This is a genomic window from Stenotrophomonas sp. ZAC14D2_NAIMI4_7 (genome assembly GCF_003086675.1).
Taxonomy (GTDB): Bacteria; Pseudomonadota; Gammaproteobacteria; order Xanthomonadales; family Xanthomonadaceae; genus Stenotrophomonas.
This window is the reverse complement of the sequence record NZ_CP025995.1, coordinates 1,224,234-1,247,611: the sequence shown is the minus strand read 5'-3', so window position 1 is coordinate 1,247,611 and position 23,378 is coordinate 1,224,234. Positions and strand designations below refer to the sequence as shown.

26 protein-coding genes are annotated in these 23,378 nt (G+C 68.3%); 12 read left to right on the top strand and 14 right to left on the bottom strand.

Features of this window, described 5'->3' with window-relative positions; all coding sequences use genetic code 11:
• Positions 1 to 63: 63 nt before the first annotated feature.
• Together C1922_RS05810 and C1922_RS05805 are read left to right on the top strand one after the other, a co-directional pair.
• Entirely contained in the window at positions 64 to 1,431 is a 1,368-nt protein-coding gene (locus C1922_RS05810) for an SLC13 family permease (protein WP_108748899.1), read from the top strand.
• Positions 1,432 to 1,695: 264 nt separating this feature from the next.
• Positions 1,696 to 2,415, top strand: a complete 720-nt coding sequence (locus tag C1922_RS05805) for a GntR family transcriptional regulator (protein WP_108748898.1) — start codon at positions 1,696 to 1,698, stop codon at positions 2,413 to 2,415.
• Between the two features lie 191 nt (positions 2,416 to 2,606).
• On the opposite strand, the gene C1922_RS05800 is transcribed toward C1922_RS05805, so the two are convergent.
• Positions 2,607 to 2,894, bottom strand: coding sequence for a hypothetical protein (locus tag C1922_RS05800; protein ID WP_108748897.1), 288 nt, complete (start codon positions 2,892 to 2,894; stop codon positions 2,607 to 2,609).
• Positions 2,895 to 3,051: 157 nt separating this feature from the next.
• Here C1922_RS05800 and C1922_RS05795 point away from each other — a divergent pair, with 157 nt between their 5' ends.
• Complete coding sequence (locus C1922_RS05795; RefSeq protein WP_108748896.1) at positions 3,052 to 3,999, top strand: nucleoside hydrolase; 948 nt, start codon at positions 3,052 to 3,054, stop codon at positions 3,997 to 3,999.
• Positions 4,000 to 4,003: 4 nt separating this feature from the next.
• Here the strand turns inward: C1922_RS05795 and C1922_RS05790 are convergent, their stop codons facing one another.
• From C1922_RS05790 to C1922_RS05770, 5 genes are all read right to left on the bottom strand, one after another.
• On the bottom strand, positions 4,004 to 5,263 hold the full coding sequence (locus tag C1922_RS05790) for an MFS transporter (RefSeq protein WP_108748895.1): 1,260 nt from the start codon (positions 5,261 to 5,263) through the stop codon (positions 4,004 to 4,006).
• 108 nt (positions 5,264 to 5,371) lie between these two features.
• A complete protein-coding gene (locus C1922_RS05785; protein WP_108748894.1) occupies positions 5,372 to 6,685 on the bottom strand; it encodes a HAMP domain-containing sensor histidine kinase in 1,314 nt (437 codons plus the stop codon).
• On the bottom strand, positions 6,682 to 7,422 hold the full coding sequence (locus C1922_RS05780; RefSeq protein WP_108748893.1) for a response regulator: 741 nt from the start codon (positions 7,420 to 7,422) through the stop codon (positions 6,682 to 6,684). Before C1922_RS05780 ends, C1922_RS05785 begins: the two co-directional genes overlap by 4 nt.
• Positions 7,423 to 7,477: 55 nt before the next feature.
• A complete protein-coding gene (locus tag C1922_RS05775) occupies positions 7,478 to 8,023 on the bottom strand; it encodes a redoxin family protein (protein WP_108748892.1) in 546 nt (181 codons plus the stop codon).
• A gap of 3 nt (positions 8,024 to 8,026) precedes the next feature.
• Complete coding sequence (locus C1922_RS05770) at positions 8,027 to 8,821, bottom strand: alpha/beta hydrolase (protein WP_108748891.1); 795 nt, start codon at positions 8,819 to 8,821, stop codon at positions 8,027 to 8,029.
• 342 nt (positions 8,822 to 9,163) lie between these two features.
• Between C1922_RS05770 and C1922_RS05765 the strand changes: the two genes are divergently transcribed.
• The 5 genes from C1922_RS05765 to C1922_RS05745 all read left to right on the top strand — a co-directional run bounded on the left by C1922_RS05765 (position 9,164) and on the right by C1922_RS05745 (position 12,694).
• Entirely contained in the window at positions 9,164 to 9,808 is a 645-nt protein-coding gene (locus C1922_RS05765) for a DoxX family protein (protein ID WP_108748890.1), read from the top strand.
• A gap of 94 nt (positions 9,809 to 9,902) precedes the next feature.
• Positions 9,903 to 10,379 (top strand): EF-hand domain-containing protein, encoded by a 477-nt coding sequence (locus C1922_RS05760; protein WP_108748889.1) that lies wholly within the window; start codon positions 9,903 to 9,905, stop codon positions 10,377 to 10,379.
• Between the two features lie 55 nt (positions 10,380 to 10,434).
• A complete protein-coding gene (locus C1922_RS05755) occupies positions 10,435 to 11,280 on the top strand; it encodes a DUF692 domain-containing protein (protein ID WP_108748888.1) in 846 nt (281 codons plus the stop codon).
• On the top strand, positions 11,273 to 12,007 hold the full coding sequence (locus C1922_RS05750; RefSeq protein WP_108748887.1) for a putative DNA-binding domain-containing protein: 735 nt from the start codon (positions 11,273 to 11,275) through the stop codon (positions 12,005 to 12,007). Before C1922_RS05755 ends, C1922_RS05750 begins: the two co-directional genes overlap by 8 nt.
• A 51-nt stretch (positions 12,008 to 12,058) precedes the next feature.
• Positions 12,059 to 12,694: a ferric reductase-like transmembrane domain-containing protein gene (locus C1922_RS05745; protein WP_108748886.1), complete on the top strand. Its 636-nt coding sequence runs from the start codon at positions 12,059 to 12,061 to the stop codon at positions 12,692 to 12,694.
• A 183-nt stretch (positions 12,695 to 12,877) separates the two neighbouring features.
• On the opposite strand, the gene C1922_RS05740 is transcribed toward C1922_RS05745, so the two are convergent.
• The 5 genes from C1922_RS05740 to C1922_RS05720 form a co-directional block, all read right to left on the bottom strand.
• Positions 12,878 to 14,062, bottom strand: coding sequence for a metallophosphoesterase (locus tag C1922_RS05740; RefSeq protein ID WP_108748885.1), 1,185 nt, complete (start codon positions 14,060 to 14,062; stop codon positions 12,878 to 12,880).
• A 151-nt stretch (positions 14,063 to 14,213) separates the two neighbouring features.
• A complete protein-coding gene (locus tag C1922_RS05735; protein WP_108748884.1) occupies positions 14,214 to 15,752 on the bottom strand; it encodes a TerC family protein in 1,539 nt (512 codons plus the stop codon).
• A 43-nt stretch (positions 15,753 to 15,795) separates the two neighbouring features.
• Complete coding sequence (locus C1922_RS05730) at positions 15,796 to 16,020, bottom strand: helix-turn-helix transcriptional regulator (protein WP_108748883.1); 225 nt, start codon at positions 16,018 to 16,020, stop codon at positions 15,796 to 15,798.
• A 13-nt stretch (positions 16,021 to 16,033) separates the two neighbouring features.
• The gene (locus C1922_RS05725) at positions 16,034 to 16,501 is read right to left on the bottom strand and encodes a DUF2975 domain-containing protein (RefSeq protein ID WP_108748882.1); all 468 of its coding nucleotides are present in this window, start codon (positions 16,499 to 16,501) and stop codon (positions 16,034 to 16,036) included.
• Between the two features lie 166 nt (positions 16,502 to 16,667).
• Positions 16,668 to 17,261 carry a hypothetical protein gene (locus tag C1922_RS05720; protein ID WP_108748881.1) on the bottom strand — a complete coding sequence of 198 codons (594 nt, stop codon included), beginning with the start codon at positions 17,259 to 17,261 and terminating at the stop codon, positions 16,668 to 16,670.
• 130 nt (positions 17,262 to 17,391) lie between these two features.
• Here C1922_RS05720 and C1922_RS05715 point away from each other — a divergent pair, with 130 nt between their 5' ends.
• On the top strand, positions 17,392 to 17,703 hold the full coding sequence (locus C1922_RS05715) for a metalloregulator ArsR/SmtB family transcription factor (protein ID WP_108748880.1): 312 nt from the start codon (positions 17,392 to 17,394) through the stop codon (positions 17,701 to 17,703).
• Between the two features lie 13 nt (positions 17,704 to 17,716).
• Entirely contained in the window at positions 17,717 to 19,108 is a 1,392-nt protein-coding gene (locus C1922_RS05710; protein WP_108748879.1) for a DUF2867 domain-containing protein, read from the top strand.
• A 35-nt stretch (positions 19,109 to 19,143) separates the two neighbouring features.
• Here the strand turns inward: C1922_RS05710 and C1922_RS05705 are convergent, their stop codons facing one another.
• Entirely contained in the window at positions 19,144 to 19,575 is a 432-nt protein-coding gene (locus C1922_RS05705) for a pyridoxamine 5'-phosphate oxidase family protein (protein WP_108748878.1), read from the bottom strand.
• A 99-nt stretch (positions 19,576 to 19,674) separates the two neighbouring features.
• On the bottom strand, positions 19,675 to 20,700 hold the full coding sequence (locus C1922_RS05700) for an AI-2E family transporter (RefSeq protein ID WP_108748877.1): 1,026 nt from the start codon (positions 20,698 to 20,700) through the stop codon (positions 19,675 to 19,677).
• A 92-nt stretch (positions 20,701 to 20,792) separates the two neighbouring features.
• Between C1922_RS05700 and C1922_RS05695 the strand changes: the two genes are divergently transcribed.
• Complete coding sequence (locus C1922_RS05695) at positions 20,793 to 21,194, top strand: hypothetical protein (RefSeq protein ID WP_108748876.1); 402 nt, start codon at positions 20,793 to 20,795, stop codon at positions 21,192 to 21,194.
• Positions 21,195 to 21,217: 23 nt separating this feature from the next.
• On the opposite strand, the gene C1922_RS05690 is transcribed toward C1922_RS05695, so the two are convergent.
• Positions 21,218 to 22,225, bottom strand: a complete 1,008-nt coding sequence (locus C1922_RS05690) for a LacI family DNA-binding transcriptional regulator (protein WP_108748875.1) — start codon at positions 22,223 to 22,225, stop codon at positions 21,218 to 21,220.
• Between the two features lie 95 nt (positions 22,226 to 22,320).
• Between C1922_RS05690 and C1922_RS05685 the strand changes: the two genes are divergently transcribed.
• Positions 22,321 to 23,373 carry a sugar phosphate isomerase/epimerase family protein gene (locus C1922_RS05685; RefSeq protein ID WP_108748874.1) on the top strand — a complete coding sequence of 351 codons (1,053 nt, stop codon included), beginning with the start codon at positions 22,321 to 22,323 and terminating at the stop codon, positions 23,371 to 23,373.
• Positions 23,374 to 23,378: the final 5 nt, after the last annotated feature.

The following is a 23,378-nucleotide window of genomic DNA, read 5'->3' as shown; positions in this document are numbered from 1 at the left end:
CTTACCCCGGGATGGCGGGTCTCCATCCGAGCTGTACCGCGAGTCACGTGTCTGGGAGGGCGCATGAGTCCACAAATCGCAACGATCATCGGCCTGGTGATCATGTTCATCGTCGCCACCGCCATGCCGATCAACATGGGCGCCGTGGCCTTCGCGCTGGCCTTCATCATCGGTGGCCTGTGGGTCGACATGGGCGGCAAGGAAGTGCTTGCCGGCTTCCCCGGCGACCTGTTCCTGACGCTGGTCGGCATTACCTACCTGTTCGCCATCGCGCAGAAGAACGGCACCATCGATCTGCTGGTGCATTGGGCAGTGAAAGCGGTGCGCGGCCATATCGTGGCCATTCCGTGGGTGATGTTCGTCATCACCGCCGTGCTGACCGCCTTCGGTGCGCTGGGCCCGGCTGCCGTGGCGATCATCGGCCCGGTCGCGCTGCGCTTTGCCAAGCAGTACAACATCAATCCCTTGATGATGGGCCTGCTGGTGATCCATGGCGCCCAGGCCGGCGGCTTCTCGCCCATCAGCGTGTACGGCAGCATCACCAACGGCGTGGTGCAGAAGGCCGGGCTGGAAGTGACCGAAATGGCGGTGTTCCTGACCAGCCTGGGCTTCAACTTCATGATGGCGATCATCTGTTTCGTGGCGTTCGGCGGCATCGCCCTGCTGCGCCGCGGCTCGATCACTGCCACCGGCGGCGTGGGTTCGGCGGAACTGGCGATGGCCGGTGGTCCGCAGGCCTCGTCGCGGCAGTTCGCCATTGAAGGCCATGGCGCACTGGTGGCCGCCGGCGGCGGCACGCTGTCGAACGATCCGGTGGCGCTGGAAGCCGTCGGCTTCACCCGCGAACGCCTGTTCACCCTGATCGGCCTGCTGGGCCTGGGCGTGGCCGCGCTGATCTACAACCTCAACGTCGGCCTGGTGTCGATCACCGTGGCCGTGGCGCTGGCGCTGCTGTCGCCGCAGAGCCAGAAGGGCGCGGTGGATGGCATCAGCTGGTCGACGGTGCTGCTTATCTGCGGCGTGGTGACCTATATCGGCGTGCTCGAACATGCCGGCGCGGTGGACTTCATCGGCCATGGGGTTTCCAGCATCGGCATTCCGCTGCTGGGCGCGCTGCTGGTCTGCTACGTGGGCGGCATCGTGTCGGCCTTCGCTTCGTCGGCCGCGGTGCTGGGCGCGACCATTCCGCTGGCGGTGCCGTTCCTGATGCAGGGCCACCTGGGTGCGGCCGGCGTGATCTGCGCGCTGGCAGTGTCGTCCACCATCGTCGATGTCAGCCCGTTCTCGACCAACGGCGCGCTGGTGGTGGCCTCGGCCGCGAAGGAAGAACGCGAAACCCTGTTCCGCCGCTTCCTGGTCTACAGCGGTCTGGTGGTGGTGTTCGGCCCGCTGCTGGCCTGGCTGGTGTTCGTGGTACCGGGCTGGATGTGAGTGCGAGGGGCGCCGGACGATTCCGGCGCCCTCCTGCCGGATGGGTTCGACGGGATGGGTTCGGCCGGGCGGATTCGGCTGGGTAGAGTCGACCGTTGGTCGACTGCTTCTCGCATTGATGCCGCAGAACCCCGCGCTTCGCGCGATAGTCGACTGACAGTCGACTCTACCCCTTCGGTTTTTTCCGTCGATTTTGCCCGTCATTTTCCGGGTCGGCCGTATCGCGTTACGGGTTCCACGCAGGGAGGCAGTACACTTTCCACCATGGCCATCGCTCCTGCCCCGCGTTCACCGAAGAAGCGCGCACCTCTGTATGAAGAGGTGGCCGAGCATGTGCGCGAGCGCATCTACGATTACCGTCTGCCGCCCGGTGAGTGGATCGACGAACCGGCGCTGTGCGAGGAACTGGGAATAAGCCGCACGCCGCTGCGCGAGGCGCTGAAACTGCTGGCCGCCGAAGGCCTGGTACAGATCGATGCCGGCCGCGGCGCGCGGGTCACCCGGCTGACCCTGGAAGACCTGAACCAGCTGTTCCCGGTGATGGCGATGCTGGAAGGCCGCTGCGCGCACGAGGCGGTCAAGCACATCGACGATGCCGGCGTGCAGCATCTGGAAGCACTGCATGCGGCGATGGAAGCGGCGGCCGCCAATGGCAACATTGCCGAGTACTACCGCAACAACTACCTCATCCACGAGACCGTGCAGCACTACGCCGGCAACCCGTGGCTGATCCGCATCACCCACGATCTGCACCGCATCCTGAAGATGCACCGCGGACGACAGTTGCTGACCCCGGGGCGCACCGCACAGTCGCTGGCCGAGCACCGCGAACTGATGGACTGCTTCCGGCGCCGCGACGCGGCCGCGGCCGAGCGCACCATGGAACGCCACCTGCTCAGCCAGGGCCAGGCGCTGGCCGCCTATGTGGCCAGTGGTGGGCTGCTGAACGTGCCGGCCCCGCTGCCGACCGAAGGCGGCGGCTGAGCGGGTATGGCCCGACACGACGAACGACGGCTGACCGCTGTTATGTGGCCCGCCACGACAATCCACGGCTGACCGCTGCTCAGTAGAGTCGAGCCATGCTCGACTGCTTTTTCGGGGCAGTCGAGCATGGCTCGACTCTACAAATGCCACAGGCAGTCGAGCATGGCTCGACTCTACAAAATGCCTGCGCCTCAATCACTGCAGCTGCCGCTGTCGCTGCCGCAGTCCGAGCTGGCGGAGGAACCGCTGTCCGAGGAAGTGTAGCTGCCACCGCCGCTGCCATCGGCCCGGCTGCTGGAGCCATCGGACGTGGACGCCGCCATGCACAGGATCGCGCCCAGCAGCGGCAGCAGCCAGACCAGCAGCAGCTGCACCAGCCGTCCCCCAACGGAGAGCTCATCGCGGCCCACCACCACGAACGTGGCGACCAGGTTCAGGCCCAGCACCAGGGCGATCAGGATCACGGTTACGACCAGCATGGCGCAGCTCCTTGCGCGGGGTTGCCAGCATTATGCCCCCGGCCGGACGGCCGGTTCGCCCTGCCTGTCATGAAGATGGGACAATGTAGGGCGCGCCGGCCCGGCCCCGTGGGTCCGCCGGCCCCCTTGCACCACACGGAAGAAGAAGAACAACAACATGCTGAAAGTCATTTTCGATACCGACCCGGGCGTGGATGACGCCCTGGCCCTGCTGTACCTGCACAAGCACCCGCAGATCGACCTGGTGGGCGTGACCACCACCTTCGGCAACGCCTCGGTGGAATCGACCACCCACAACGCGCTGTACCTGAAGCAGGCCTGGGGCTTTACCGCCCCGGTCGCGCGTGGCGCGGGCGGCCCGCTGCAGCCCGAGGCCACCCCGGAAGCCTGGCCGGTGCACATCCACGGCCACAACGGGCTGGGCAACCACCCGGTGCCCGCCACGCTGGACGTGGCCGCCGATGCGCGCCCGGCGCACCAGCTGATCATCGACCTGGTGCGCGCGCACCCGGGCGAAGTGACCCTGGTGGCGGTGGGCCGCATGACCAACCTGGCCCTGGCCCTGCAGCAGGCACCGGATATCGCCGGCCTGGTGCGCGGCGTGGTGCTGATGGGCGGCGCCTTCCATGTGAACGGCAACATCACCCCGGCGGCCGAAGCCAACATCTGGGGCGACGCCGAAGCGGCCGACATCGTGTTCACCGCGCAGTGGCCGGTGACCGCCATTGGCCTGGATGTCACCACCCGCGTGGAAATGGACCGCGATGGCCTGGACCAGCTGGCCGCCATCGGCGGTGCCGAGGCCGAACTGGTGCGCGCGTTGTCGCAGGACTACGTGGACTTCTACCTGCAGGCCGGGCACAAGGGCATGGTGGTGCACGACTGCTGCGCCTGCATCGCGCTGACCCGCCCGGAGCTGTTCCAGTTCGAACGCGCCAGCGTGCGCGTGGCCACCGACGGCGTGGCCCGCGGCATGACCATTCCCAAGCCGGAAGGCCTGGCCTTCGGCCCCAGCGTGTGGGATGGCCACGTACTGCAGTCCATCGCCATCGGCGTGGATGCGGCGGCGGTACTGGACGATATCGCGCAGACCCTGAAGGTCTGATCGCCTAGCGTCTGGCCCTGCCCGGGGTTGTCTCGGGCAGGGTCCACAGCACCGGCAACACCAGCACGGCCACCAGCGCGATCATCGCGCCCGGCGCCGCCGCCCAGCCGCTGCGTTCCACCCACCACTGCGCCAGCCACGGTGTCGCCCCGCCGAACACCGCCGTGGCCATGGTCACCCCCAACGCCAGCCCGCTCACCCGGCCCTCGCCGGGAAACTGCTCGGCCGTGGCCGGCGCGGCCACCGCGCTCACGCCGCCGGCCACGCAGGCCAGCACCACCGCCGCCAGCGCAATGCCCAGCGGCGAGGCCTGCGCCATCGCGCCGAACATCGACAGCGGCAGCAGCGCCGCCAGCGCGGTGAGTACCAGCAGCAGCGGACGCCGCCCGAAACGGTCGGACAGCAGTCCGCACAGCGGCGTGATGGCGATGACCGCCACTGCGGCCACTGTCGACAACCACAGCGCATCGCCTTCATCGTGCCCCTGCGCATGCAGGAAGGCCGGCACATAGGTGATGCCCACGTAGTAGGTGATCGAACCGAGTGCGGAAATCGCGAAGGTGCGCGCCACTGCGCCGGGATGGTGGCGCAGTACGCTGCGCAGCGGCGTGGACGGAATGCTGCCCTCGCGCCGCTGCCGCTCGAATTCAGGGGATTCGTGCATGCCCGAGCGTGCGATGAGGATGAGCAGCGCCAGTGCGGCGCCGACGAAGAACGGAATGCGCCAGCCCCAGCCATCGAGCTGCGCGGGCGTGAGCAGCGCCACCGTCACCGCAGAAATGGCCACCGCCAGCAGCGCACCGACCTCACTGGCGGCCGACGCCAACGAGGTGACCAGGCCGCGCCGCCGCGCCGGTGCGCTCTCCAGCAGGTAGGCCACCACGCCGGTGTATTCGCCGCCTACCGAAAACGCCATCACGCAGCGCAGGATCAGCAACAGCACGCCGGCCGTAGCGCCTGCGGTGGCGGCCGTGGGCAGCAGTGCGGTGGCCAGCATCGCCGCGGCCATCAATGCCATCGAGGCCAGCAGCATCCAGCGCCGGCCAAGACGATCGCCCAGGTGGCCGAAGCACAATGCGCCCAGCGGACGCATCAGATAGGAGACCGCGAAGCCGGCCAGGGTGACCAGCATGGCCTGCTCACCGCCACCGAAAAACACCCGTGACAGCACGGTGGCGAAGTACAGGTACAGGGTGAAGTCGTACCACTCCACCACGGTGGACAGGCCAGCCACCCACATCGAACGCTGCCGCGCCGCCGTCATTTCATTCATGGCCGCAGGGTGTCACGCGCGCAGTGACGGCGCGGTGCACCGGGGTCGGTTGTGGGGTCAGAGCCCTTTGCCGTGGCAAACGGATCTGACCCCTGCGCTTCACCCCGGCAGCTGCAACAGCGCCTGCAGGCCGCCGCCCTCGCGGTTGCGCAGCTGCAGCGAACCGCCCAGCGACTGCGCCAGCTGCACGGCAATGGCCAACCCCAGCCCGGTGCCGCCGGTATCGCGGTTGCGCGATTGCTCCAGGCGGTGGAACGGCGCCAGTACCGCCTGCAGCTCGGCCGCGGGAATGCCAGGACCGCGGTCGGACACGGCGATCCACACCCTGCCCGCCGCATCGCGACCGGCCTCGATCTCGGCGCTGCCGGCATAGCGCACTGCGTTGTCGACCAGATTGCCGACCACCCGCCGCAGCGGCTGCGGCCAGGTCTGCACGGTCAGGCCGGCGGGCGCGCCACCCGTAACCGGCTTGCCCATGTCTTCATAGTCGCCCACCACACTGGCCAGGAACGCGCCCAGATCCATCGCCACTGGCGCGCCGCTGGCCACGTGGCTGCTGCGTGCATAGGCCACGCCTTCGCGCACCAGTTGCCCCAGGTGGTCCAGGTCATCCAACAGGCGCTGCTGGGTGGCATCTTCCGGCAGCGTTTCCACCCGCAGCTTCATCCGCGTGATCGGCGTCTGCAGATCGTGCGAGATGGCCGCCAGGATCTGCAGGCGCTCGCTTACATGGCCACGGATACGCGCCTGCAGGCCATTGAGCGCCGCGGCGGCGGCGCCTACTTCGGCCGGCCCATCCTCTGCCAGGGGTGCGGCATCGCTGCCCGGCTGCAGTTGTTCAACCGCCTGCGACAGACGCGCCAGCGGCTTCATGGCCAGGCGCACCGCCAACCATGCACACGCCAGCAACAGGGCCAGCTGCAGCAGCAGCACCGCCGGCAGCCAGCGCGCCAGCGGCAGTCCCGAAGGGGTTACTTCGATGGTCAACGGCGTGCCGTCGTGCAGCTTCAGCTCCACTTCGAAGCGCTCCGGCAGGCGCGCAACCTGGCGCGCCTGCAGGGGATAGCGGTGTTCCAGACTGTCGTCGATGATCGCGGTGACCTGGCGCGCACGCTCGGTTTCCAGCGCCGGCCCCGCGGCCGCCGGGCGCAGCAGGTAGCGATACGTGCGACGCTCCAGCCGCGGCACCCAGGCCGCGCGCTCACGGGCCGGCAGGTGCTCCAGCAGGGCCACGCTCACCGCCACGTCCTCGTCCAGGTTGCGCAGCATCATGCTGCGGGTGGCCTGGTAGCGCTCGAAGAACAACAGGCCGAAGGACAATGCGTGTGCCAGGGTCAGTCCGCCCAGCAAGAGCAGCAGCAGGCGCGCCGACAAGGTGCGTGGCCATCGCAGGCGACGCGTGCGGGCAGTCATTCCTGCGGCCCCAGCAACTGCACCGGTACGCTGAACACATAGCCTTCGCTGCGCACCGTCTTGATGTAGGTCGGCTCGCGCGCGTCGTCGCCCAGGCGCTGGCGCACGCGGCTGACCAGCAGATCGATGGAACGGTCGAACAGCTCGGCATCGCGGCCCTGGGTAAGGCTGAGCAACTGGTCGCGGCTGAGCACGCGGTTGGCATGGTCCAGGAACACGCGCAACAGGCGGAATTCCGCGCCACTGAGCGGATAAGCGGTGTCCTGCGCATCCAGCAGATGGCGTGCGGTGGTATCCAGCCGCCATTCGCCGAAGGCCAACTGGCGCCCCGCTTCGCTCACCTGCAGGTTCGGCGGCAGCATCTGCGTGCGGCGGATCACCGCATTGATGCGCGCCAGCAGTTCGCGCGAGGAGAACGGTTTGGTCACGTAATCATCGGCGCCCATTTCCAGGCCGATGATGCGATCGGTTTCATCATCGCGCGCAGTCAGCAGCACCACCGGCACCGCACGATGCTTGCCCGCACGCAGGTTGCGGCACAGGCTCAGGCCGTCCTCGCCGGGCATCATCACGTCCAGCACCACCAGGTCCACCGCGTGGGTATCCATCAGCGCGCGCATGGCCCGGCCGCCGTCGGCCTGGCTGACCCGCAGGCCGTTGCGCTGCAGGTAGTCGGCCAGCATCTGGCGGATGTCGCTGTCATCGTCGACGACAAGAATGTGCGGTACGTGGTTCATGGCGTTCTCGATGAAGACAGGGAAAGGCCGCGCGGCGCGGCCATGGTAGCGCGGCTCAGGGGCTGGCCAGCAGGCGCTGGATCTCGCTTTCGGTACGTGCGTAGTCGCCTTCGCCGTAGTGCCGGTAAACCACCCGGCCCTGCCGGTCGACCAGGTACAGCGCTGGCCAGAAGCGGTTGCCCCATGCGTTCCAGATCCGGTACTGGTTGTCCTGCACCACCGGCCAGGTGATATCCAGGCGACCGATGGCGTGGCGCACGTTGCCCTGCAGTCCCTCGTAGGCGAACTCGGGCGTGTGCACGCCCACCACGCGCAGGCCCTTCGGTGCGTAGCGTGCGTGCCACTGGTGCACGTAGGGCGCCACGTTCAGGCAGTTGCTGCAGGCATAGGTCCAGAACTCGACCAGCACCACCTGCCCGCGCAACTGCTCCAGGCGCAGCGGCGGGCTGTTGTGCCATGGCCCACCGCCGCTGAATCCCGCTGTGGGTGCGGCCTCCGCGGTCTGTGCACCGGCTTCGGGGCTGGGCCAGGCCAGCAGCAGCGCGGCAGCGCCGAGCAGGGCCAGCAGCAGCGGCACGGTATAGGCACGAAGCGTGGCCATCGCTCAGCCCCCCTGCTCGGCCAGCGGCAGCTCGGCCGGCTTCACCCCGGCCGCTTCCAGGATGGTGTCGGCCACCTGGGCCGGGTGCGAGAGCAGCGACACGTGGCTGCTGCCGACCGACTGCAGCTGTGCACCGATGCGCTTTGCGGTGGCGGCCTGCAGCTGCGGCGACAGCATACGGTCGTCGCGGCTGAGCACGTACCAGCTCGGCTTGCCACGCCAGGCGGCGGTGGTGACGGCTTCGCCAAGGGCGCTGGCCTTCAGCGGCACCTGGGTGCTGTACAGCAGCGCTGCGGTCTTTTTCATCACGTCCGGCGCGAAGTCCTGGGCGATGGCATCGGCCGGCAGGCTCAGGTAACCATCGCGGTCCTGCAGGCGGGTCAGGCCCGGGCCCACCGGGAACCCCTCGCCCTGCTGTGCCGACGATTGGCCGACATCGGGTGCGAAGGCGGCCACGTAGACCAGCGCCTGCACTTTGGGATCGTTGCCCGCTTCGGTGATGACCGTGCCACCCCAACTGTGGCCGACCAGCACCACTTTGCCGGGCGCCGCAGCGATCGCACGACGGGTCGCCGCGACATCGTCGGCCAGCGACGTGAGCGGGTTCTGCACCGCCACTGCCGGTACCTTCCAGTCGTGCAGCGTGGTGATGACCTTGTTCCAGCTGGAGCCATCGGCGAAGGCGCCGTGCACCAGGATGACGGTGGGCGGCGCGCCGGCATCGGCCTGCGCGGCGAAGGAGGGGGTGGTGGCGCCGGCCAGGGCCAGGGCGGCGGCAAGCAGGGTGGTGCGGATCATGGGAGCACTCCAGGGTTGGGAGTGGCCATTTCCGCCTGCGGGTGTATCGGCGCTGTTTCGCTGCGGGCCGGAGTTGTACCGGACTGTAGGGCGGTAGCGGGTTCCTACAGTGGGATACATTCGGCCGCGGGGCGTCCCCGCGCGTACGTGCGCGGAACCTTTTCCACCCGATAGCGCCGGGCCACGCCCGGCGAACGCGCGGCGCGGCATCTTTGTATCGGACTGTACGAAACCCCTGCCGCGGCCACAGTGGCTGACAAAACCGCGGGCAACGGCACACGTTGCCGATACCTGCGTGGCTCGAAATGACCTCCATCGACCACTGGCCCGCAGGACACTTCCATGATCAGCACCGCCGCTTCGCGCTATACCCCCCGCCTGGATGCCGTTGGCCGCTGGCTCTCGCCGCTGGCCCTGCGTGCACTGCTGGCCTGGGAATTCTTCGAATCCGGCCGCGAGAAGCTGGGCGGGCAGAACTGGTTCGCCGATCTGGACGGGCGCTTCCCGTTCCCGTTCTCCACCCTGCCGGCATCGCTGAACTGGCAGTTGGCCACCTGGCTGGAGCTGGTCGGTGCGGTGCTGTTGCTGCTGGGCCTGGCCACGCGGTCGGTGGCCTACATCTTCTGGGTGCTGACCATCGTCGCCATTGCCGCCGTGCATTGGCCCGACCAGTGGAACGGCCTGGGCGAACTCTGGCAGGGCTATGCGATCACCGACCAGGGCTACGGCAACTTCAAGCTGCCGCTGCTGTTCCTGGCCATGTTGCTGCCGCTGATCCTCAACGGCGGCGGTGCACTCAGCCTGGACCAGCTGCTGGCCGGCCGACAGCGTGCCACGGTTGGCGATGACGGCCTGGGCTGGGGCGTCAGCCTGATCGCCCTGCTGCTGCCCGTCGCCGCACTGCTGCCCGGCATTGGTTTCGGCGGTGCCGCGCTCGGCGGGGCCCTGTTGCTGGCCTACGCGCTGCGCCGTCGCCGCAGCGCCTGATCCACCGCACTCACTGCGCATCCCTTTCGCTTTCCGTCGCGCCATGCGGCGTCCATCCCGCACGCCCTGCGTGCAATCCCAAGGAGTCACCACCATGTCCGTCTCGACCAAGAACACCTCTGCTTCCCGCCTGCCGCGCATCGGCGCCATTGGCATCGCCCTGGCCGGTGGCCTGCTGCTGGCCGGCCAGGCCGCTGCGATCCAGCCGCTGGCGATCAGTGCCGTGGCCGTGAGTGCCGCCGCCGAAGGCAAGTGCGGTGAAGGCAAGTGCGGGGCCAACAAGGCCAGCACCAGCAAGCCCGCCGGCAAGGCCAAGGTGGCCGAAGGCCAGTGCGGTGAAGGCAAGTGTGGCGATGCCTCGTTTGCCCGCACCGACCGTGACCACGACGGCCGCGTGTCGCGGGCCGAGTTCAACGCCGTGGCCGGCGAGCGCGCCGCCGAGTTCGATCGCATCGACACCAACCACGACGGCTACATCAGCGAACAGGAAGCGCACGACTACCTGCGCAGCGTCTACACCGCCCACGGCAAGCCGATGCCGAAGGGTCTGTTCTCGCGCGTCAACGACTGATTGCCCCCCACCCGGTGCCGCCGCAATGGCGGCGCCCCTTCCCTGGAATAAGCGCATGCACACGCCCCTGCCCTCTGCCAGCGCCGGTCTTGGCCTGCGCCGCGGCCTGATCGATGAACTGCTGGCCATGCCGGCCGATGCCATCGATTTCCTGGAAGTCTCGCCGGACAACTGGATTGGCGTGGGCGGCGCCCACGGTGCCGCGCTGCGCCAGTTGAGCGAACGCCATCGCCTGACCTGCCATGGCCTGTCGTTGTCGCTGGGTGGGCCGGACCCGCTGGACCAGACCCTGCTGGCGCAGACCCGCGCCTTCCTCGATCTGCACCAGGTACAGCTGTACAGCGAACACCTGAGCTACTGCGCCGCCGGCGGCCATGTCTACGACCTGCTGCCGCTGCCCTTCACTGCCGAAGCGGTGCACCACGTCGCCGGCCGCATCGCCCAGGTTCAGGACGTGCTGGGGCGGCGCATCGCGGTGGAAAACATTTCCTACTACGCCGTGCCGGGCGCGGACATGAGCGAGATCGACTTCATCAATGCCGTGCTGGGCGAAGCCGACTGCGACCTGCTGCTGGACGTGAACAATGTATTCGTCAACGCCTGCAACAACAGCTACGACGCCTTCGATTTCCTCGCCCGCGTACCGGCCCACCGCGTGGCATCGCTGCATGTGGCCGGGCACTTCGACGAAGACGACGGCTTCAAGATCGACACCCATGGCGCGCCGGTGAAAGGCGTGGTGTGGGCGCTGCTGCGCGAGGCGTATGCGCGTGTTGGCGTGCGCCCCACGCTGCTGGAGCGCGATTTCAATTTCCCGCCGTTGGCCGAGCTGCTGGCCGAGGTGGAGCAGATCCGCCAGGCCCAGGTCGATGTGCTGCAGCCCGAGGTGTCCCATGGCTGATGCGCTGGCCACCCTGCAGCAGCGTTGGGCCGGGCATGTGCGTGACCCGTCGATGCCGGCACCGGCGGGCATCGACGCGCGGCGGCTGGCGGTCTATCGCCGTCTGTGCATCGACAGCCTGGACAGTCTGCTGGCCGGCAGCCTGCCACGTCTGCAGCAACACCTGGGCGGGCCGCGCTGGCGCGGCATGGTCGAGCATTACTACGCCCGCCATGCCTGCCATACCCCGCTGTTCCCGCAGATTGCCGGCGAGTTCGCCGCCTGGCTGGCGATGCAGGACACGCTGGCCCTGCCAGGCTGGGCCGCAGAACTGGCGCACTATGAAAGCACGCAGCAGGCACTGCATATCGAGGCGCGCGATCCCGGGCAGGTGCTCGAACAGGCCGCAACGGGCGTGCATGCGCTTGCACTGTCCGCACACGTGCGCGTGCTGGGCTATCAGTGGCCGGTGCACCAGGACGAGGCGCTGACTACGCGGCCCGAGGCGGCGCCTACCTTGCTGTTGCTGCATCGCCACGCCGATTTCAGCCTGCACACGCAGGTGCTGGCACCGCTGGCCTACGCCCTGCTGACCGCATTGGGCAATGACGGTGCGCGCGTGGATGAGGCACTGCAGACGCTGGCCGACGCGCACGGCGTCGACCGCGGCGAACTGCAGGCCGCCACCGCACCGCTGCTCGCCCACCTGTGCGCGACCGGCGTGCTGGTCGCAGCGCGCACCGCCTGAACCCTGCGGCCACCGGCCGCGCTTCCCATCTTCCTTCATCGAGGTCTGACCATGGCTGCTTCAACCCCTTCCTTCCTGCACGGCTGGCGCCTGTTCGTGGCCATCGCCGTGGTGCTGATCGCCTTCGCAATGGCCGCATCCGCTCTGCAACCCGACGTCGTGGAGGGCAGCCGCGCGGCCATCCGGGTGACCGCACGCACCTCGTTCGTGCTGTTCCTGGCCGCGTTCACCGCGTCATCGTTCGCCAGCCTACTGCCCGGGCCAACCACCCACTTCCTGCTGCGCGAGCGCCGCATCATCGGCCTGTCATTCGCGTTCTCGCACCTGCTGCATGCCGTGGCGATCACCACGTTCGGCATTCTGAACCCGGCGTTCTGGCCGGCGCGCTCGGCCCTGGCCAACCTGCCCGGCACGGTGGGCTACGTGGCGATCCTGGCACTGGCGATCACCTCGCACCGCGGCATCGCCCGGCGCATGGGGCCCACTGCATGGCGACGCCTGCACACCACCGGCATGTGGATCATCGCCGCGGTGTTCACCTACTCGTACTACAAGCGCGTACCGGCCAACTTCTGGTACGCCGTGCCGTCGGCACTGCTGTTCACTGCCTTCGTGGTGCGCGCCATCGCCAAGCGTGGGCAGTCACTGAAGCGCAGTGCGCGTACGCGCCCGTTGCGGGCGGCGTGACGGACTGGGGGTCGGATCCCGTTCCCGCAGGGAAGGGGCTCCGACCCCAATGCCCGTACTCAACCGCGCGGCGAGATAGGCGGTGGCTGCAGCCGATTGATTTCATCGGCGTTGGCGCGGATCAGTCGTTCCAGCGGGGCGCGGGGGCGGGCCATGTTTTCCGTGGTGTGCTCAACATTGGGGTCAGAGCCCTTGGCCTTTGGCCAAGGGGTCCGACCGCGGGCGCAGGGTGATCAGGGTGATCTCCGAGGGTACGCCGATGCGCGCGGGGAAGCCCGCCCACAGGCCGGCGCCGTTGCTGACGTACAGGGTCATGTCATTGACCGCGTAGCGGCCGGATACGTAACCGCCATTGGCGCGCTTCACCAGCTGGTCCATGCCGATGATCTGGCCGCCATGGGTATGCCCGGACAACTGCAGCTGCACGCCGCGCTCGGCCGCTTCGCGCGCGTTGCGCGGGCGGTGGTCCAGCAGGATCACCGGCGCGGCCGGGTCGGCACCGGCCAGCGCGGCGTCCAGATCGGGAAGCGGCAGGCCGTAGCGGGCCGCGACCGGATCGGTGACACCGGCGATGGTGATCGCTGCATCGCCACGACGCACCTGGGTATGGCTGTTTTCCAGCACCTGCATGTGCAGCGCGCGGAACGCCTGCATCCATTCGCGGTACTGCGCGTAGTACTCGTGGTTGCCGGTGATGGCGATCACTCCGTCGGGGGCCTGCAGTTCACCCAGCGGCTGGAAATCATGGCGGCGCGCAGCCACCGTGCCATCGATCAGGTCGCCGGTGATCACGATCAGGTCCGGCTTCAGCGCATTGCTTTCGGCCACGACCCGGCGCACCCAGTCGCCGGTCAGCAGGCGGCTGGCGTGGATGTCGGTGAGCTGCAGTACGCGGTAGCCGTCGAACGCCGCCGGCAGCCCGGCCATGTTCACTTCGATCTGCCGCACCTTCGGTACCGCCATGCCCTGGCTGACACCGTAGCCACTGAGCAGCAGGGCCAGGCCGGCCGCCAGCGGCCGCAGCATGCGGGCGCGCAGCGCTGTCACTACGCGCGGCCAGCGCAGCAGGCGGGCCAGCAGCAGGCCCGTATCCATCACCAGCAGGGCCAGCGCCAGCAGCAGCACGGCGGTGGAACCGGTGGCCAGCACGGCGATCGCCAGCTTGGGAATTTCCGGCGAGGCCATCGTGCCCCAGAAGGTGGCGACAATGCGCAGCTGCACTGCCAGCGCCACCAGCAACAGCGACGCCAGCGCCTTGGCCCAGAGCGGCAGCCGCAGCGGCCAGAACAGGCGCCAGGCCACGTACAGGCCCATCAACAAACCAATCGTACTCAGCACTGCGGCATTCCAGAACGTGGGGCCCGCCATGGTGACGGGTGGAGGTTGCAATGGGTAGAGCCGAGCCCATGCCCGGCTGCTTCACCTGTAGAGCCGAGCCATGCTCGGCTGCGGCAAAAACAGTCGAGCATGGCTCGACTCTACGAAAGGCAAAAACAGTCGAGCATGGCTCGACTCTACGTCAGGCGCCGGCCAGCCTTTGCACGCGCAGGCGGGCGATGCGGCGGGTTTCCATGGCCAGCACGGTGATGCGGAAGCCGGCCACGTCCACGCTGTCGCCCACGTCGGGCAGGCGCCCCAGCTGGTCCAGCACCAGGCCGGAGATGGTCATGTAGTCGGCGCTGCGCGGCAGGGCCACGCCAGTCATCCGCTGCAGGTCATCCAGGGTCAGCGCGCCATCAGCCTCCCATTCGTCCTCGCCCTGCGCCACCACGCCGTAGCGTTCGTCCTGGGTGTCAGCCAGATCGCCGGCAATGGCCGCCAGCAGATCATTGGCGGTCACCAGGCCTTCCACGCTGCCGTACTCGTCCACCGCCACCGCCAGCGGCACCGGGTGCTGGCGGATCAGTTCCAGCGCCTGCAATGCACTGGCGCTGGACAGCACGTACTGCGGCGCGCGCAGGTTGGCCTCCAGCTGCAAGGGCCGGCCCTGCAGCAGGTCGGCCAGCAGGTCGCGGCTCTGCACCACGCCCCGCAGGCTGTCCAGGTCGCCCTCGCCCACCAGCAGTCGTGTATGCGGCGATGCCACCAGCCGCGCCACCACATCCTCGTGGCCACGGGCCAGGTCGATCCACTGCACGTCGGCGCGCACGGTCATCACGCTGGACACCGGGCGATCGGCCAGGCCCAGCACGCTGCGGATCATCTCGTGCTCGGCCGGCTGCAGGCGTTCCTCGTCTGCGTGTTCTTCCTCGCCGTGGCCATCGTCGTGGCCGTTGGCCGGGCGTGCCCCCAGCATGCGCAGCACGGCGTCGGCGGTGCGCTGGCGGAACGGCTGGCGGCGCTCGTTGCGCTCACGGTTGAAACGCACCCACTGGTTGAAGGCCTCCACCAGGATCGAGAACGCGATGGCCGCGTACAGATAGCCCTTGGGAATCTTGTAGCCCAGCCCTTCGGCCACCAGGCTGAAGCCGATCATCAGCAGGAAGCCCAGGCACAGCACCACCACTGTCGGATGCTTGTTGACGAAGCGGGTGAGCGGCTTGCTGGCCAGCAGCATCAGCGCCATGGCGATGGTCACCGCGGCGTACATCACACCCAGGTTGTCGACCATGCCGACGGCGGTGATCACCGAATCCAGCGAGAACACCGCATCGAGCACCACGATCTGCGCCACCACCATGGCGAAACTGGCGTAGACCTTCTTGCCATCGTCGTGGTGCTGGCGGCCCTCCAACCGTTCGTGCAGTTCCATGGTGCCCTTGAACAGCAGGAACAGGCCACCGCCCAGCAGGATCAGGTCACGCCCGGAGAAGCTGTGCTCGAACAGCACCAGCAGCGGCTCGGTCAACTTCATGATCCATGACAATGCCGCCAGCAGCACCAGGCGCATCAGCAGGGCCAGGGCCAGGCCGATCACCCGTGCGCGGTCGCGCTGGTGCGGGGGCAGCTTGTCGGCCAGGATCGCGATGAACACCAGGTTGTCGATGCCCAGCACGATTTCCAGCACGATCAGGGTTGCAAGGCCCATCCAGATCGAGGGGTCAGCCAACCATTCCATTTCAGTTCCGTTTGTTCAGTAGTAGGGGAAGAAACACCAGCGCTCAGTCGTCCTGCTGGGCCTGGCTGGGGTCGTGCCCCAGCAGGTCACCCGGCGTGCACTGCAGCTCGCGGCAGATTGCATCCAGGGTGGAAAAGCGGATGGCGCGCGCCTTGCCGGTTTTCAGGATGGACAGGTTGGCCAGGGTGATGTCGATGCGCCCGGCCAGCTCGGACAGGGTCATGCCGCGCGCCTGCAGCATGCGGTCCAGGGTGATGATGATGGCCATCAATGCGCGCCCATCAGATCACGCTGTCCAGGTCGTCCCGCATGGCCGCACCCACGGCGAACACGCGCGCCAGCACGAACAGCATCAGCACCGCCAGCAGGCCGGTGATGGACATGCCACCGCCCACTTCCATCCAGGCGAAATCCGGCCCCATCCAGCTGGCGTAGATGCCGATGATGATCGACAGGGTTTCCATGGCCAGCATCAACCAGGCCATGCGGTGCAGGCGCAGCGCGTTGGCGTGGTTGAACGGGCGCTCACGCGCGGCCGAACGCAGCAGCCGCGCCAGGTGCCGCAGGAACACCAGGCACAGCACCAACAGCGCCACGATGGTGCCCAGGCCCAGGCAGAAATGCAGGAACAGGTCGTTGCCATGCAGGGCGGCCGCCGTGGCGTCGTGCACGGTATCCATCAGCCAGCGGCGGTCGTAGGCGACCAGCGGCACCGCCAGCAGCGCGGCCAGGATGCCCAGCCAGCACATTGCCCGCACCGCCTGCACGGCGGTCTGGGCCAGGGTGAATACACCGCGCGCAGGTCGGGCGCGGGCAGAACGAGCGGTCAAGCAGCCTCCGGCATGGGGCAGATCACCTGCCCGGTGGATTTATCGATAAACGATATACCACATCCGGGCCAGGGTGGCTGAACCGCTACTTGGCGACCGCTGGCGGCGTTGCGTCCTGGCGCATGGCCTCGCCCGGCGTGGCCGAGGCCATGGCCTGCACCCCGGCTTCGGCCGCCTGCCGGGTGACCAGGCGGAAGCGCACCCGCAATGCGCTTTCCCCAGGCGTGGCCCAGCCGTACTGGATCGCCACCTGGTCGGCCGACAGCGGCCCGCGGCCGGGCAGCGAGCGCACCTGCAGCGGCTTCGGCGCGGCCTGCATCAGCCGTGCGAAGCCCTTCTGCACCACCGCCGGTTCGGCCTTCTCAGCATAGACCGTGCAGGTGCCATCGTCGGCCCAGCTGACCGCATAGCGGCCACTGGCCAGCGGCACCATCCAGGCCACCCCGCCCTGCCCCTGCAACAGCGTGGCGGCCTCGGCCGGCGGCAGCGGGCTCAGGCCGTTGGCATCCATCAGTGCCTGCAGCCGGGCCGGCGCGCCGATGTGCTGCATGCAGGCGGTGTCGAACAGTTCGCTGAAGGGGTCCTGTGTGGCCGCCGCCGCCTTCGGCGCGCGCGCCGGCTGCGCCGCGGCCAGCACGGGCAGCAGCAGACCGGCCATCAACCAGGGCGCCAGGCGCATCGCAACTCCATCATGGGAAAACTGCGGGGAGGATGGCAAAAGCCGGGGGCGCAGTGCAATGCCGGCGCCGGCTTGACACCGCCGCCGCCGCGCAGGATCATCAGTTAACGAATTAGTTAATTAACATCCCATGGACCGCATCTTCGAAGCCCTCGCCTCCGGCGCCCGCCGGCAGATCCTGGCCTACCTCAGTGCCGGCGAACTGAGCGCGGGCGAGCTGGCCGAGCGCTTCGATTTCAGCAAGCCGGCGCTGTCCAGCCACCTGCGCATCCTGGAAGACGCCGGCCTGATCGAACGCGAGAAGCGCGGGCAGTTCGTGTACTTCCGCCAGGTGCCCGAGCGCCTGGCCAACACCCTGTTTTCCTGGGCGGCCGAAGTGTGTCCGGTCGGTGGCCCGCTGAAGCGCGAAGCCCGCGCACGCCGCAAGTCCCCTGCCCGCTGATAGGAGCACGACGATGCCTGGTCCGACCCGCAACAGCCGTTCGTTTCCAGGTGTCCAGCTGCCCGCACAGGACGGCGCCAGCCCCATCGAGGTGATGCTGATCGCCCAACTCGGCATCGGTGCCGGCGATGCGCTGGTGAACGACGCCGGGCAACGCCAGCGCCACCATCCGGCCTTCATCGATGCGCTGGATGAACCGTCGGCGCGGCTGGGCGGCATGCATCTGCAGCATGGAGATGCGTCATCGCTGTACAGCTTCGTGGTGGGTGCCGGCGGCCACCCGTTCCACCGCCATGCCGGCCCGCGCATGTTCACCGCCATTGCCGGCAGCGCCGGCGCGGAGCTGCGCTTTGCCACCGCCAGCGATGCGCAGATCGCCGCCGATCCGGCCAGCTTCCAGCGCAGCCTGCGGCGCATCCGCATTCCACCCGATTGCCTGTTCACCGTGCGCTTCGGTGGCGGCACCTGGCATCAGTTCGCCTCCAGCCACCGGGCACACCCGGCACTGTTCGCGCTGTCGTGCCACAGCAATGAACTGGCCGGCGCGATGAGCGATGTCGCCCGCGCCCAGGTGCAGGCCAACCAGGCCGACATCCCCAGCCTGACCGACGTATTGCCGCAGGCGTGCTGGCCCAGCGCCGCGACACTGGCCAGCGCGCCCCTGCTGCAGTTGTCACTGCAGGCCGCGCCGCCCAGCGTGTGCGCGCGGCTGTGCGCGCAGACCCGTGCGCTGCTGGGACCGCTGCGCCGGATCAACCTGCGCCCGCTGCGTGGATTCGTCGAACGCAGCACGCCGCGCTATTCGGTGCACCATGCTGCGGCGGCCACGCAGGGCATGCTGTACCGCGCCCTGCCCCACAGCGATTACCACGACCTGACCGTGCTGCAGCTGCGCCCCGGACAATGTGCGGGACACTCGGCATCGACCCTGCTGGCCGATGTACTGGACGGCTTCCTGCGCAATCCTCCAGGCGGCGTGGGCCAGTTGATGGCCCTGCGCAATCGGCTGGTGGCGCCGCTGCGCCTGCGTACCTCGCCGCTGGGCTGCCCGGTGTCGTCGCTATTGTCCGCCGATCGCAGCCGACTGTTCGCCGGCCGCTTCCCGGTGCTGGATGCAACGGTGGATGCGCAGGACCGCAGCGCCGAAGTGCTGCTGGGTGCGGATGATCGCCACCTGCGTTTCCGCAGCAGCGTACGCGTGCAGCTGGCCGACGATGGCAGCGTGCAGGTCAGCCTGGGCTCGCGCGTGCAGACCCACAATCGGTTCGGCCGCCTGTACATGGCGCTGATCGACAGCGTGCACCGCCATTACATCGCGCCGGCCCTGCTGCGCCGTGCAGTGGAACACGCGCTGGCGCCGGAGCTGGCGGATTGGGCGAATGGGGGCGCGCCAGTGGCGGGCTGAGCCGCCGGACATGGCCCGGCGCTACCCGCGGGCGTTCAGACCACCAGCTCGCCCTGGTCTTCGCCATCCCAGTAGTGGATGCGCTGCGCGTGCACATGGATCAACACCAGGCCCGGCGTGTCCACGCCCTGCTCGAACCAGCGCTCCAGGTCTTTCACCCAGTGTTCGGCCAGCACCGCGCGTTCGCGGATGATGGCGGCGCGGCCTTTCACGTGCACGAACAGTGGCGGCTTTCCCAGCAGCGACTTGCTGCCGGTGAAACCCAGCGCGACCTTGGGGTCCGCTTCGATCTGGCGCACCATGTCCGTGCTTTCCAGAGCGAAGAACCAGCTGTCGCCGTCATAGTCCACGTCGCCGTTGTTGCTCATCGGGCGGCCGTCGATCTCGCCGGCGGCATGGGTCTGCAGCATCGCAAAATCGATGCCGGCCATCTTCCTGGCCAGTTCGGGCAGGGTCAGCGTCGTCATGGTTTGGTCTCCTGGGGCGTGCGGCCAGCGTCCGCCGGCGCAGGTAAGGCGGGCGTGCAGGTCCGTCGCGGCGGATTTCACGCGCCCGCCAGACCAGGATCAGATCCAGCGCTGGTCCAGCAGCTCGCGCTTCACGTAGGCGTAGAACACCGGTGCGGCCACCAGCCCGGCCAGGCCGAAGGCCGCTTCCATCACCAGCATCGCCAGCAGCAGTTCCCATGCACGGGCCTGAATCTCACCGCCGACGATGCGCGCGTTGAGGAAATACTCCAGCTTGTGGATGACGATCAGGTAAAGCAGCGCCGCCACGGCCACGTAGAACGACACCGACAGCGCCACGATGGTGATGACGGTGTTGGAAATGATGTTGCCCACCACCGGCAGCAGGCCGGCCAGGAAGGTGATCAGCACCAGCGTCTTCGACAGCGGCAGGTGCACGCCGAACAGCGGCAGCACGCCCAGCAGGAACACCGCGGTGAACACCGTGTTGAGCAGCGAGATCTTCACCTGGGCGAACACCACCTGGCGGAAGGCCACCGCCAGGCGCGTGGTGCGGCCGATTAGCTCCTGCGCCAGCGGGCCCATCTTCGGCAGCGGCAGTTCGTCGTACAGGGCGATCATCGCGCCCAGCACCATGCCGATCAGCACGCGCACACCCACCTGCACCACCGACGTACCGGCCACGCCCAGCTGCCGCTGGTGTTCGGCGGCCCATTCGTTCAGCGCCTCGCGCAGCCGGGTCAAATCTTCGGGAATGTAAGGCTGCAGCAGCGCGGGCACCTGGTGGCGCGAGGTGTTGAGGATGTCCATCAACCGCGCCAGCAGCACGTCCGGGCCACCGGTTTCGTTACGGAAGAACGAGGCCACGCCGATGCCGGCCAGCACCAGCGCACCGATGATGACCGCCGACAGCAGGATGACCGCGAAGGCGCGTGCGCGACCGGGCGGCAGCTTGCCTTCCACGGTATTGGCCAGCACGTGGGTCAGCTGGAACACCAGCAGGCCCGACAGCAGGGTGACCACCAGGCCCAGCTTCAGGGCCAGCCACATGCCCAGCAGCATCAGCAGCCAGGCGGCGATGCGCGCGGCAGGGGGCCTGGGCAGGGCAAGGACGGCGTCGTTCATGGCGGTGCATTCCGGCGGGGTGGCCCATGGTAGTGGATTGTGCGGGCACGGCCGGCGCACACTGGCGCCCCACCCTGCCGCAAGGACGCCCCATGTACCGCCTGCTGTGCATCCCCCTGCTTGCGCTCGCCGCCGGCAGCAGCTTCGCCGCCGATACCACGCCCGTGCCGCCGCAGGTGCAGGCCGACATGGAAGCCGTCGCCCGCGAACTGCTGAAGGTGCAGCGCAGCGACGTCGCGCTGTCCTGCCCGAAGGCGGTGGAGAACGCGCGCTACGGCCTGCAGACCATGCTGGAGGTGGGGGCGAAGAACGCCGCCGGCGGCTACATCGATGCGGCGAAGTACGAGGCCATGGCCGCGCCGATGCGCGAACTGCTGCCGCAGATCACCGAAGCCGACTGCGAAAATGCAAGCGGTGGCCAGCGCGACTTCTACCAGTGCATGTCCAGCGACTACAACCACGTGCTGGCCTGCGCACAGGCGCACCTGAAGTAGTCGCACGCCCTGGCGGCCGCCGCTCAGCCGCTGGCCGGGGCGGCCGTCGACCCGCGCAGCATCAGGCTGAAATCCAGCGTCTGCTGCAGAGGAACATCGACGCGCTCGATGATAGCCAGCAGCAGGCTGACCGCACGCGCTCCGATGTCCCGCATCGGCTGGCGGATGGTGGTCAGCGGCGGCGTCAGGAAGCGCGACGAGGCCAGGTCGTCGAAGCCGACGATGGACACCTGGTCCGGCACGCCGATGCCCAGATCGCGGCAGGCCGAGAGCGCACCCAGCGCCATCTGGTCGCTGAAGCAGAACACCGCGGTCGGCGCGAGCGGACGCGCGAGCAGTGCCGTGGCCGCCGCATGACCGGACTCCAGCGAGAAATCACCGGGGACGACGCTCAGGCCGCGCAGCCGGCCACGCGCCTTACCCGCCGCGCGCACGCCTTCCAGCCGCTGCTGGTGCAACGGGTTGTCGGGCGGGCCGCCGACCACGGCGATGCGCTCATGGCCGAGGGCATACAGGTGTTCCATCACCGTACGGGCAGCAGCGGCATTGTCGATGTGCACGCTGGGAATGCCCAGTGCGGGATCGAATTCGCAGCCATTGACCACCGGCGCGGCCACGCCCAGCGCCCGCACGATCTCGCGCGCGGTGGGCGGCAGGCGGTGGCCGAGCACGATCAGGCCATCGGCCTCGTTGCGCCGGAGCATCTGCGCGTAGCGCTCTTCGCGATCGGGCTGGTGCTGGGTATCACCCAGCAGCACGGCGTAGCCAGCAGCCTGCGCCGCATCTTCGGCACCCTGCAGGATCTGCGCGAAGAACGGATTGGCGATGTCCGGCACGGTGACCAGGATCTTGCCACTGCGCTGGGTCTTCAGCGTTCGAGCCACCGTGTTGGGCACGTAGCCCAGCTTGGCGGCGGCCTGTTCGATGCGCGCCCGGGTGGCGGGCAGCACTTTGTCCGGCCGCGACAAGGCCCGCGACACCGTGCCGGCCGACACGCCTACGTGTTTTGCGATGTCGTAGATGGTGGCCATGGAGTCAGCTCTGGTTGCGGCTGTGCACTGCACAACGGGTCTGCGGAAAGCCCATGCTAGGGTAATGCAATCGATTGCATGCGGGGTGAATCACCTTGAAGACGCTCAAGGGTCCGGCGCTTTTCCTGGCGCAGTTCATCGGCGACAACGCTCCTTTTGATCGGCTGGACACGCTGGCCGGATGGGCTGCGGGCCTGGGCTATTCTGGCGTACAAGTGCCCACTACCGCGCCCCACCTGTTCGATCTGGCCGAGGCGGCGCGCAGCCAGGCCTACTGCGACGACGTCGCGGCCATGCTGGCCGGGCACGGTCTGCAGATCACCGAACTGTCCACCCACCTGCAGGGGCAGCTGGTCGCCGTCCACCCCGCCTATGACAGCCTGTTTGACGGTTTTGCCCCGGCAGACAAGCGCGGCGATCCTGCCGCCCGCCAGGCCTGGGCCGTCGATCAGCTGTTGCTGGCGGCGCAGGCCAGCCAGCGCTTCGGGCTGACCGCACATGCCACCTTCTCCGGCGCGCTGGCCTGGCCCTACCTGTATCCCTGGCCGCAGCGCCCGGCCGGTCTGGTAGACGCAGCCTTCGCCGAACTGGGCCGCCGCTGGCGCCCGATCCTGGATGCCTTCGATGCCTGCGGCGTGGACCTGTGTTTCGAGATCCATCCAGGCGAAGACCTGCACGACGGTGCGACCTTCGAGCGCTTCCTCGACGTGGTCGACCACCACCCCCGCGCCAAGATCCTCTACGACCCCAGCCACCTGCTGCTGCAGCAGATGGACTACCTCGGCTTCATCGACCGCTACCACGCGCGCATCGGCATCTTTCACGTCAAGGACGCGGAGTACCACGCCAGCGCCCGCAGCGGCGTCTATGGCGGCTACCAGGACTGGATCGATCGGCCAGGCCGGTTCCGTTCTCTCGGCGATGGGCAGGTCGACTTCAAAGGCATCTTCTCGAAGCTCGCGCAGTACGACTTCCCCGGCTGGGCGGTACTGGAATGGGAATGCTGCCTGAAGCACCCCGAGGACGGCGCACGGGAGGGCGCCGCCTTCATCCGCGACCACATCATCCGGGTAACCGAGCGCGCCTTCGACGACTTCGCCGACAGCGGCACCGACGCCGCATCACTGCACCGCATGCTGGGAATCTGAGCTGA